Origin of the sequence: Flavobacterium sp. ALD4, assembly GCF_002836475.1 — a bacterium.
Lineage (GTDB): Bacteria > Bacteroidota > Bacteroidia > Flavobacteriales > Flavobacteriaceae > Flavobacterium.
In genome coordinates this window covers 218252-230751 of sequence record NZ_PJBJ01000029.1, presented here as the reverse complement: position 1 = coordinate 230751, position 12500 = coordinate 218252, and the positions used below count along the sequence as shown (strand labels likewise).

At 34.0% G+C, this 12500-nt stretch carries 8 protein-coding genes; 5 read left to right on the top strand and 3 right to left on the bottom strand.

What is annotated here, in order from left to right; genetic code table 11:
- Together CXF59_RS08690 and CXF59_RS08685 are read right to left on the bottom strand one after the other, a co-directional pair.
- Positions 1–1380, bottom strand: a 1380-nt coding sequence (locus CXF59_RS08690; protein ID WP_198554659.1) for a hypothetical protein, incomplete at its 3' end; no start/stop codon positions are given.
- 418 nt (positions 1381–1798) lie between these two features.
- Entirely contained in the window at positions 1799–2842 is a 1044-nt protein-coding gene (locus CXF59_RS08685) for a sensor histidine kinase KdpD (RefSeq protein ID WP_101137421.1), read from the bottom strand.
- 218 nt (positions 2843–3060) lie between these two features.
- On the opposite strand from CXF59_RS08685, the gene CXF59_RS08680 reads away from it, so the two are divergent.
- The 4 genes from CXF59_RS08680 (at position 3061) to CXF59_RS08670 (ending at position 8155) form a co-directional block, all read left to right on the top strand.
- Positions 3061–3693 carry an SGNH/GDSL hydrolase family protein gene (locus tag CXF59_RS08680; protein ID WP_101137420.1) on the top strand — a complete coding sequence of 211 codons (633 nt, stop codon included), beginning with the start codon at positions 3061–3063 and terminating at the stop codon, positions 3691–3693.
- Positions 3694–4008: 315 nt separating this feature from the next.
- On the top strand, positions 4009–4146 hold the full coding sequence (locus tag CXF59_RS14955; RefSeq protein ID WP_157824551.1) for a hypothetical protein: 138 nt from the start codon (positions 4009–4011) through the stop codon (positions 4144–4146).
- Positions 4147–4846: 700 nt separating this feature from the next.
- Positions 4847–6445 (top strand): malate synthase A, encoded by a 1599-nt coding sequence (aceB, locus tag CXF59_RS08675; protein WP_101137419.1) that lies wholly within the window; start codon positions 4847–4849, stop codon positions 6443–6445.
- An 84-nt stretch (positions 6446–6529) separates the two neighbouring features.
- A complete protein-coding gene (locus CXF59_RS08670) occupies positions 6530–8155 on the top strand; it encodes an isocitrate lyase (protein WP_101137418.1) in 1626 nt (541 codons plus the stop codon).
- Positions 8156–8837: 682 nt separating this feature from the next.
- Here the strand turns inward: CXF59_RS08670 and CXF59_RS08665 are convergent.
- Entirely contained in the window at positions 8838–10685 is a 1848-nt protein-coding gene (locus CXF59_RS08665) for a CocE/NonD family hydrolase (RefSeq protein ID WP_101137417.1), read from the bottom strand.
- Positions 10686–10937: 252 nt separating this feature from the next.
- On the opposite strand from CXF59_RS08665, the gene CXF59_RS08660 reads away from it, so the two are divergent.
- Positions 10938–12467: a carboxypeptidase-like regulatory domain-containing protein gene (locus tag CXF59_RS08660; RefSeq protein WP_101137416.1), complete on the top strand. Its 1530-nt coding sequence runs from the start codon at positions 10938–10940 to the stop codon at positions 12465–12467.
- Positions 12468–12500 lie beyond the last annotated feature (33 nt).

Here is a 12500-nt window from a genome sequence, read left to right as displayed (position 1 = left end):
TTTCTGATTCACCGTCAATATAGCAGGATTACTATTTACAGTACCGCATGTATTTCTAACAACACAACGGTATTGATTAGTGCTCATTGCAACTGTTGGAGTAACTAAAGAAAGTGTAGAAGAAGTGGCTCCCCCTATATCACTCCATGTACTTCCATTATTTGTATTAACTTGCCATTGATATCCAGTAGCACTTGATGCTGCAACTGTAAATGTTGCATTGGCCCCATAAGTAATAACTGTCGGACTTGTCGGTTGTGTTGTAATACTAGGAACAACACAAGTACCAGTAGCCACTGTCAATACCCCTACTGTTGAGGAATCAAAATAAGTATCATTTTTATATTTTGCCGTTGAAGTAGAACTTCCATAAGTACCTGCAGGCATATTTACTCCCCCTAAAGTTAAGGAATTTGCAGTCGATCCAAACCCGTTTAATTTGGCTTTTACACCACTATTAATAGTAAGATTGCCATCTATAGCAAGATCAGCTGCAAATGTTTTAACACCCGAACCGCTTAAAACTACATTAGCATATTTAGAATTGAATTTAACCACACTTTGATCAGCTCCATTATATTCTACTATACTAGTTAATGAAAAAGTATTGGTATTATTACTACCAGTTATAGTAATTGCACCAGATACAGTAAGTCTGCTAACGCCACTTAAAATTAAATCGGTAGTACCATTTGATCCTGTAGTTAAATTTAAATTATTTGTTATTATTGAACCGCTATCACTTACTGATATTTTTGCAACTTTATTATCTGCACCACTAGAAGTCAAATTTAAATTATTACCAGTCGTCAATGAATAAGTTTCAACCAATAAGTTTGAAGTACCAGCTCCACTTTGCACTGCAGCAATATTTAAAGTATTAGCACTAGCATTAGAACTTAATGTTACTGTTTTCTTCTCATTAATAGTTACTGCATCTCCAGCAATAGGAAAACCAGAACTTACCCCCCAAGTATCTGAGGCACTCCAAGGTCCATTTTTACTTACGGTATAAGTTGCATCGGTAAAATGGTTTTCGGCTATAAGGCCTGAAGACCCGCCAGTCGCCCTCATTAAAAATGCTTTACCTAAATGACGTTGTTCTGTCATAAATTGATTGTAAACCACGACTCCATTTGCATCTGCCTGAACAGTAAAATTCAAAAACACTTCATCAATAGAAGGAATTTCTTTTATTTTAAATGAAACAATTTCATTAGGATACCATCCTTCACCTGAAATAGTTACCGTTTCACCAGGCAAATAATCTGCTTTATCGGTTATAACAGTCGCCTGCGAAAAAGCCGCATTGGCAAAAACCAGATTGGCTAGTAGAAATACAAAAGCCAAAAATCTAAACTTAAGTAGAAATGTTTTCATAGTAAATAATTAATTAAAAAAATAATGAATGCGATAGACTAACGATTAAAAAGACAATTTCAACAACAATTGAGATCGCCATTGCTGCTAAATTACACCAATCAATTACTCTAAATAAGTCGAAAAAAATTGTTCGTAGGTTAAACAAATCTTCGTCATTAATTGTATGATTTTTAGCAAATAAAAATCGAATTTATATTATTTTTAAATTACAATTAACATTTTTTTAATATTTCCGATAAAAGTGTGAAAAAAAACTACGAACGGCACAAAAAACTGTTTTTTAGTGAGTTAATAACAGTAAAAATCTTAAAACAAGAGTATTATTCCTTTAAATTTAACTAAGTGACACATATGTAAAAACCGCAATAAAAATAAATTTTATTGCGGTTTTTAAAAATAAAACACCTTTTTCTACTTAGAAAACAATGGTAAAAGTGGCGCCTTTGTCTTGACCTGCACTTATACCAGTGAGTTTACCTTGGTTTTTTTCGATTATCTTCCTACACAAATACAAACCAATTCCGCTAGAAGCTTCATTTGAAGTACCCAGTTTGCTCATTTTTGTGAATTTTCTAAATAAATCTTGAACATTACTTTGGTTAAATCCAATTCCATTATCCAAGACACTGATCACCAGCTTTGTATTTTTTTCCTGGATTTTCAAATATATTTCACTATCGGGATATGAAAATTTTATAGCGTTGTTTATCAAGTTTACAAGCACTCGAATTAATAATTCCTCCTCAATGAAGAGCTGTTCTTCTTTAACTTGGATTGATACAATTAGTTTTATTTTTTTTATTTCCAATAACTCTTTTACCTGCTTTTCAACAGTTTCGATAATAGAATCAAAATGGATCAATTTTAAATCGGGACTTGTTTTCAATACCTCATCCTGTTCTTTAAGCAACTTTAAAAGCTTGTCAATATACAGAAACTGTTGGTTGGAAGACTGGTAAATCAATTCCGCTAACTCTTTGATTTCATTTGATGGGTTTGCCTCTAATATTAAAGTTGCCAATAATTGGGGTTGTCCTGCAAAATTTTTCAAATCATGGGATAGCAAATAGACTAAGTCTTGTTTTTCACTAATGAATTTTTCGTGTTCCAGTACTGTTTCTTGAATGTTACGCATTAAAAAACCAGCCTCATCATGAAAATCTAAAGGCAAGCTTGGTACTTGTCTCTCTTTCTTATAACTTCTCAATGCCCTAGAAGCGATTTCTATAGGTTTAATCAATTGTTTAAGGATGGTTAAAGTAACCACCGAAGCCAGCAAGGTCATTAGCAATGCAAAAATCAAAATCGTATTGGGAGAAATTGAAAAATTCCCATAAAGCACAAAAAACAACAAACCAATTAGAGGAATGTGGATTCCTATGAAAGCTACGAATAAAAATTTAAAGGCATAACTTCTACTTAGAAAACTGATTTGGGATAATTTTTTATAAAAAAACATAGTGGTATTTATTTCAATGGTATACGTTAACAAACTATTTTGAGTTCCAATTTAGCTTAAAAAGAGTACATTATTGCTATATATTTTATTTTAACATATTCTAATCCAATAAAAAAAAACCATTAAAAACTATGAATTTATCTTAATACCTCTTAATAGTAGCAGTAGTGAAAAAATAAAACTAATTTTATTTTCTTTTAATACAACAATTGGTGAAAATGGAAACACAAAGTCAAGATTGGCCTTATTTAAACAAATACAAAAAAGAAAATGCTGCCATAGAAGGCGCGGAAACTGGGGAAAAAAGGATTGTTTTTATGGGTGATTCCATAACTGAATTTTGGAGCAACGTACATCCAGAATTCTTTCAGGGAAAATCCTATATCAATAGAGGAATTAGCGGACAAACCTCTCCACAAATGCTCCTACGATTTAGAGCCGACGTTATTGACCTAAAGCCAGCCGCAGTTGTAATTCTTGCCGGCGGAAATGACATTGCAGGCAACACCGGGCCTTCAACACTGGAGATGATCCAAAACAATATTTTTTCGATGGTTGAACTCGCTCAGATCCATCACATCAAGGTCATTCTGTGTTCGGTTTTGCCAGCCAATTATTTTTATTGGAGTCCCAAAGAAAAACCCGCTGATACCATCGTGGAGTTGAATAAAAACATTAAAAGTTATGCCGAGAGAAATAGTATCCCCTATGTTGATTATTACTCGGCGATGACTGATGATCAAAAAGGACTGCCTTTCTGCTATTCAACTGACGGAGTACATCCGAACAAAGGAGGCTATCAGGTAATGGAACCACTTGTTGAGAAGGCTATTTCTTTGATTTGTATTTGAAATAAAAAAGCTATCGATACATTAATACCAACCAATCGACTCCAATCAAATTACATAATACTATTATTTATGAAAAACTTAAAATTATTAATCTTGGCAATTGGACTAACTTTTATTGGTTGCAGTAATGATAACGACAGTACACAAGAGCAAGAAGCACAAAATCTCAAGAAAATACATGTTTAAATTCTGTCACTTTCAACTAGAAAGCAATGTGAGAATCCAGCAGGCTGGGCTTTTACCTCAATTGGTTCTAAAGCCTGTAGTGGATCTAGCGGACTTATTACCTATTCATTGAAATTAAATACAACGTAATTGCTTGAAAAAGTTGAAAAATACACAAATTATCAAAAAGAATTCAATACGAAATGGGGGATTATTTCAACTCGTGACGTTCCTCCTTCCCCAACAAGTATAGAATGTGTGAATGGTAAAGTGCGACTAGTCTATTAGAAATCCGATGATACAGTTAACCCAAAAATTAAGAGCTTTTTTCGCCCCCCTTTTTAATAGCTAAAAAACTCAATTAAAAAAAACTATTATCCCTGAATGATTAAACTATAGGCAGGCAAAGTTTGTCAATATGCGATCTACTAGTATTTCCCAATAGCACCCCCGACTTTTTAGTAAATAATTTACCAACAAAAACTTTATAGTTTTGTAGCAATTTCTATAATCGTACTTATGAATGCATTTACTTTAGCAGGAGCATTCGCAACTAAACCTATTAAGTCGCTTTCTTTTTTTCCAAAGAGCCCTGATAGGATTTCGTTTTATAGTTAGAGTAAATCATCATCTGGTGCCGAATTTCAATCCAATTTTAAATGCGCCACCTGACCCTAAAAGACATCTAATTTCTCCGCAAGGATTGTAATTTTATCTAGTTTTAGATATTTTTTTTCCTTTTAAATTTCATTTAAATAAGACTTAGATAAACCCGATAGCTAGACAAAACAAACAACGCCAGATTCTCTTCACTCCTTATCTGTCTTGGCTTTCAACCAAATATAACTTTACTATAATATTCTTCTATAAAAGCAAACACAACTATTTTTGCGAACATATTTTTTTTTTAGAAATTCAATTTTTAACGAACGTTCGCTTGTTTTATAAAAAACTTTGTTATAGTATTGCATTATAAATATATAACAACATGGAAAGCAATTATTTAAAACAATCAAAAATTAACTTTTCTAAAGAGGTTAATAATTACTACCCAGAAATTTTAACTGATGAAGCATTAATTTTTATTACTGCTCTTCATGAAAAATTTAACGAAGAAAGATTATCTCTCTTAAAAAGTCGCGTAAATCAACAAAAGGTTTTTGACGAAGGTAAATTTCCAGCGTTTCCAACAGAGACAGCAGCTATTAGAGATAATGCATGGACTGCTGGTAACATTCCGCATGACTTACAAAATAGACGTGTAGAGATTACAGGCCCAGTAGATAAAAAAATGATTATCAATGCTTTAAATTCTGGAGCCAAAACATTTATGGCAGATTTAGAAGATAGCAATTCTCCTACTTGGAAAAACACTATTGAAGGGCAACAAAATTTAATAGAGGCCAATAAAAAAACAATTTCCTTAGTTGATATAAAACGCAATAAAACGTATGCATTAAACCAAGAAACGGCCGTTTTACTTGTTAGACCAAGAGGTCTTCATTTAAACGAAAGACATGTCATAATTAACAATCAACGAACTTCTGGAAGTTTGGTCGACTTTGGCTTGTATGTATTTCACAACACGCAAACAATGATGCAAAATGGAACTGCACCGTATTTCTACTTACCAAAATTAGAGCATTATTTAGAAGCGCGTTGGTGGAACAAAGTTTTTGAATTTGCGCAAGAATACTTAGAAGTGCCAAATGGAACTTTTAAAGCAACTGTTTTAGTGGAAACCATTACAGCAAGTTTTCAACTAGACGAAATAATTTTCGAACTTAAAAATCATATTGTTGGTTTAAACTGTGGACGTTGGGACTATATTTTCTCTTACATCAAAAAATTTAGAAATCATCCCAATTTTGTAGTTCCTAATCGGGATCAAGTAACCATGACTACACCGTTTATGGATGCGTATTCAAAGTTGGTTATACAACGTTGTCATAAAAGAGGAATACTTGCAATAGGCGGAATGGCTGCTCAAATTCCTATTAAAAATGATGAAAAAGCGAATAATACTGCTTTAGAAAAAGTAAGAAAAGACAAAGAGCGTGAAGTGAAAAATGGACATGATGGTACTTGGGTTGCACATCCTGCATTAGTTGCAGTTGCTATGGCAGAATTTAATAAGCACATGCCAACACCTAACCAATTACATGTGACACGTGACGATATAAACATAACAGAACAAGATTTAGTTGAAATACCTAATGGTACGGTAACTGAAGATGGGATTAGAAAAAACATTAATGTTGGTATTTTATATACGGAAGCTTGGCTAAGAGGTCATGGCGCTGTGGCTCTTTATAATTTAATGGAAGATGCTGCAACAGCCGAAATTTCAAGAACACAAGTTTGGCAATGGCTACATAATGAAGTTATTATAGAAGGTGGAAGAACTTTTAATATGACTTTGTACCAAGATATTTTTGATGATGAAGTAGAAAAAATCATCACCGAATTTGGCGAGGAGAACATAAAAAACAGCAAGTTTGAATTAGCTATTGAACTTTTTAATAAGCTAGTGATTTCCGAAGAATTTGAAGAATTTTTAACACTATCAGCATACCAATATATTTAAAAAAAATGTCTCGCAACTACTGCAATAGTTTACGAGACTTAATTATCAAAATCTAGAACAACCTTAATAATTAAAAACAAAATTATGAAAAATTTAGCACAAAGCAATTACAATTCCGCATTAGAGACTGTAAGAGACCTTAAAAAAAAGTATGGAGCAGCTTGGAATGCAATAAATCCTGAAAGTGCAGCTAGAATGGCAACTCAGAATCGTTTTAAAACAGGTTTAGAGATCGCTAAATATACAGCAGCCATTATGAGAAAAGATATGGCAGAGTACGATGCAGATTCATCTCAATATACACAATCATTAGGTTCTTGGCATGGTTTTGTTGCGCAACAAAATATGATCGCTGTTAAAAAACATCATAAAACGACTAGTAAAAAATACATCTATCTTTCCGGTTGGATGGTTGCTGCATTACGTTCAGAATTTGGACCATTACCAGATCAATCAATGCACGAAAAAACTGCTGTTCCAGCATTAATCAAAGAAATTTATGATTTCTTACGTCAAGCAGATGCTATTGAGCTAAATGATTTATTTAGAAGACTTGAAAACGGGGAAGAGGTGCAAAATCAAATTGATAATTTTGAAACACATATAGTTCCCATTATTGCTGATATTGATGCGGGTTTTGGGAATGAAGAAGCTACCTATTTGTTAACAAAGAAAATGATTGAAGCTGGAGCTTGTGCTATTCAAATTGAAAATCAAGTTTCGGATGCGAAACAATGTGGACATCAAGATGGAAAGGTTACTGTACCTCATGAAGATTTTATTGACAAATTAAATGCTATTAGATACGCGTTCTTAGAATTAGGTATAGAAGACGGAATTATTGTTGCTAGAACAGATTCTGAAGGTGCTGGTTTAACTCAAAAGCTTCCAGTTAGTAAAGAGTCTGGAGATTTAGCTTCTAAATATTTAGCGTTTATAGAAGCAGATGAAGTAGCTCTCAATGATGCAAAAGAAGATGATGTGCTTCTTAAAAGGGATGGTAAATTAGTACGTCCAGTGCGATTAGCAAATGGTTTATATAAATTTAAAGAGGGTTCGAATATTGATAGAGTTGTATTAGATTGTATTACTAGTTTACAAAACGGAGCAGATTTGTTATGGATCGAAACGGATACACCAAATGTTAAGCAAATTGCTCAAATGGTAAATCGAGTTAAGGCAGTTGTGCCTAATGCTAAATTGGTTTATAATAACTCCCCATCTTTTAACTGGACCTTAAACTTCCGTAATCAAGTGTATGAAGAAATGCTTGTAGAAGAAGATAATATGACAGGCTATGATAGAAATAATTTAATGGATGCGCACTATGATGATTCGGAATTGTGTCATCGTGCAGACGATAAAATCAGGACTTTTCAAGCAGATGGATCAAGAGAAGCTGGAATTTTCCATCACTTAATTACCTTACCTACGTACCATACTACAGCACTTCATATGAATGATTTAACCCAAGGTTATTTTGGAGAAGAAGGAATGTTGGCTTATGTTAAAGGGGTTCAAAGACAAGAAATTCGCAAAGGTGTTGCATGTGTAAAACATCAAAGAATGGCAGGATCAAATCTTGGTGATGACCATAAAACATTCTTTGCTGGAGACAAAGCTTTAAAAGCTGATGGAGCGAAAAACACAAGTAGTCAGTTTGATAGTAAAAAAAATGTTACAGAACGAGAACTAGTATTAGAAAAATAATATTTATTCTATTTAAATGTAAAGGCAACATGTACGCATGTTGCCTTTTTAAATTTGGTTAATTAAAACAACCTCCTTAAATCACTACTTGCAAATATGTTTACAACAGCAGACATTTCGGAATTAGTACGTAACATTCCTGATTACTTTAGACTAAAACATAAATTCGTTTGCTATTAGTAGTGTAGATATTATTTAATTATTGCAGTGCAAAAAAGTGTTTTCTGGCAAAACAACGATGATAAAGATATTAAAATACAAGACGTACATCTAAAAATCAATTGGAATCTGATCTAAGAGATACAGTTTTGTAATTGATAGGTATACCCCTTTACGCCGTGCATTACTACAGAATCGACTAACTGCTTTAGCAAAAAAAAACAACTTAAAAGGAATTAGTACTAACGAAATATGATAGCTAGTCGAATCATAAATTCGATGGACATCATTATCTAATAATCAAACATTAATCATGTTAAAATCCTGATATACTATCTATTAAACAGCTGTATCTCAGTGTAATTTGTAGGTTTTACTTTACTATCAGACTAGGTTCAACACTATACAGTGCAAATAATACAAAATTATTAAAATAACTCAAAGTAAGTATAGACACCTACTAAAACAAAACCCCAGCCCCTACTGAATAGGATTGGGGTTTTATTTTGAAAGTAGTATACTTTTATTTCACAACAGAAAATATGATTTTAGAATCACCATACACGCGGTGTGTTTGCTTTTTAAAATCTGCCGGTTTTGCATAAAAGATATTGTTTACAAAAGTTTGCGGATTCAAGTCAATCAAAGGAAACCAAGTACTTTGAATTTGGATTTGGATTTTGTGTCCTTTCTTGAACGTATGCATCACATCTTGCAGTTTGATATTTACCGCGGTCTTCTCGTTAGCCACAAAAGGCTCTGGTTTAGAAAAACTATTTCTAAAACGACCTCGCATAACTTCGCTTCGTACCATCATGTGGTAATTACTCATTTTTAAATAGGGCGCTACCTCAGCAGTTTCCGGTTCATCATTAGGAAAAACATCAATTACTTTTACAATCCAATCAGCATCCGTTCCTGAAGTGGAAACCTGCAATTGTGCCAAAATATCGCCGGCCAAAGTCATATTATCTTTTAAAATCTCGGTTTCATACACCAACACATCAGGACGTCGTGCCGCAAAACGCTGGTCATCGGTCATGTATTTCCTTGGTGTAATCCCTTTTTGATTGATATCTTCCGTAAAAGGAACCGGCTTTTTAGGGTCACTGATGAACTCCTGAAACCCGCCATCGTTTGCTGCCCCTGTCATTATTTTATCCTGTGCCAAATAAAAGCTTTCTTTCGCCATATTTTTAGGTGGCCAAACGTCATAGGTTTTCCAATCTTTCGATCCTGTATCAAAAACATAGGCCTCAGGTAGTTTGTTCTCGCCTTTTCCATTATCTTTTAAGAAATGGCGGAAAAAGTTAGCTTCAATGTTTTTTTGAAAGAAACCTGAAATACTATCGCCAAAGTTTATATTTCCAATAACAGCTTTGGCTCCATTTCTTGCCCAGTCTCCGTGACTCCAAGGTCCCATCACAATAGTATTGTAGTTTTTACTTGTTTTCTCTATTGTCTGGTAAGTGTTCAAAGGACCGTATAAATCCTCGGCGTCAAACCAACCTCCTACAGTCATTACTGCAGGCTTAATATCCTTTAGGTGTTGTAGGATGCCTCTTTTTTGCCAGAAATCATCGTAACTGGAATGGTCTTTTAGCTGTTGCCAAAATTCATTATCTTTTCCATAAAACGCATCCAAGTTAGACAAAGGTCCCGCATTCATAAAAAACTGATAATCATCTTTGGTTCCCAAATCGGGAAATTTATACCAATCAGTGGTCGTGCGCTCGGTCTTTTGAATGCCAAAAAGCGGCGTCGCTTTCCAGTAGCTCAATAAATACGCTCCGTTGTGGTGGAAATCATCAAAGAAAAAATCGCTAATGCATGCTTGAGGCGAAACGGCTTTCAATGCAGGATGCCTGCTCAGTAAAGAGTAGGTCGCATAAAACCCAGGGTATGAAATCCCCCAGATTCCCACATTTCCATTGTTGTTCTCGGTATTTTTAACCAACCAGTCAATGGTGTCATACGTATCTGAAGCTTCATCAACATCTGTTTTTGATTTTTTATTAGGAATGAAGGCCCGCATGTTGTCATACAAACCATCACTCATCCAGCGCCCACGTACATCTTGATACACGACAATGTATCCTTCTTTCATCATGGTTTCGCTGGGACCAATGCTTTTCTTGAACTGATCCGGTCCATAAGGCGCACAGCTGTAAGGTGTACGTTGCATGATCATTGGGTATTTCTTAGAATGGTCTTTGGGTGTGTAAATCGCGGTATAAAGTGATACTCCATCACGCATTTTAATGTGCACTTCTTTCTTAGTGTAATTCTCGCCAACGGTACTAAGACCCTTGTCTTGCGCAAATAGGCTGGTCGAAATAACCAAAAGCGCAACAAATAGTAGTTTTTTCATTTAAGTAATTTCTAATTATAGAACGGTAAATATATTTAGAATAATATCAATTTTAAAATTTAGTTTGAAAGTATTTTCAGATATCACTAAAAGCAGGTGTTGTAGTTGTAGTTTTTTATACTATTTATTTGCGGTTAATTAAATAACACAAAAAGTTGTTATTAATTAAACGATCCATTGTTAGCGAGCGAACTGAAAACTTGTAACAAAACAGAACTGACTTCGTCTTATTTATAAAAGCAAATACTACAGATGAAAACAAACTTAATTAATTCTTTTTTTATCCTGTTTTTCTTCCAGCTAGGTATAGCCCAGAACATCAAAGGAAAAATCATTGATTCCGCAACTGGAGAAAGTATTCCATATGCCAATATCAAGGTAAACGATTCTGAAAATTTGGTTTCTAATGGCGAAGGCTATTTTTTACTCTCGAAGAGCAACAGTCAGGACGAAACATTACTTATGGTTTCCTATATGGGTTTTGTAAATCAACAATTAACTGTGGGCGAATTGAGAAAGCTCGATTTTACAATTAAACTCCTGCCTGGCGTTTACGAGCTTGATGATGTTGAAGTATCTAACCTAAAACCAAATCCCTACGAGATTATGGCAAATGTAAAAGCCAACTTGAGCCGCAATTATACAACTGGCGAAAAAGGGTCTAAAGAAATGTTCTTTTATAGAACCTCTAGTTATTTTAATCCTTCTATAATTGATGTCGAAATTGATAAATCAACCGGTTTTAACAAGCAGGCATTATCAAAAATCAACAATGACTTGCAGTCTTTTTCTTCTAAATTAATTTCGCATCCACCAGTCTCATTTACTGATATCCTTTGTAATTATTATTCGGTTAAAACAAAAAAAGCAGAAAAGTTTGTGTTTACCTCTAAACTAGATGTTTTAAAAGCCACTCTTTTAAAAAATGAAGGAGAATCTACTTCCTTAGACGATTTAGAAAAAAAAGGAAAAAACCTAATGCTCCAGCACCTCGATACTACTAAATTTTACCGCATAAAAAGCGGACTTATAGGATCAAGAGACACTATTTCGCTACGTAAAGACTTCAATAGAAAGAAAAAAACAGGTGTTAATATAGCTGTAAACGGCCAGTTAACTGCTACTAAAAGTAACCTTAACAGCTTTATGTATCAAAACAATTTGTTAAACAACAAGAAGTTTGATTTTATACAAAAACCGGAGCTGTATGACTATACTTTTGAAGGTACGACTTACACTAATGAAAATGAATTTGCTTACGTTCTAACTTTTAAACCTCGAAAAAGCAAAGCCATGTATGTGGGTAAACTCTATATTTCTGAAACGGATTACGCCGTCCTACGAACGGATTATGTCCTCGACGAAGGAGAAAAGGTGCATAACTTTAATATGAAGTTTCTTTTGGGCATTAAAGTATCTGAGAATGTTAGTAAAGGAACGATTATTTACAAGAAAAGAGCCGAAGACGACAACTACTACATGCAGTATGCCGTTACAGAAACTGGAAATTACTTTTATCTTAATCGCCCATTGAAGCTCATAGAGTTAACAAGCGGCGAAAAAGATGTATTGGCAATTAATTTTAAAATAGAAGCCAATACTCACAATAAAACTGAGTTCCTAAATATGTCCCGTACTGAAACAACTGTTGCTGCCATTGAAAAAATTAAGGAGCAGGACTTCAAGTTTATAACCATTAAATCGTATGACCCAAAGATTTGGAAAGATTACAATGCTATCGAACCTTTGCAAGAAATGAAACAGTTTAAAGCGATTAATTAACGTCATAAAAATAGCCCAGACTAGCAATCCCTT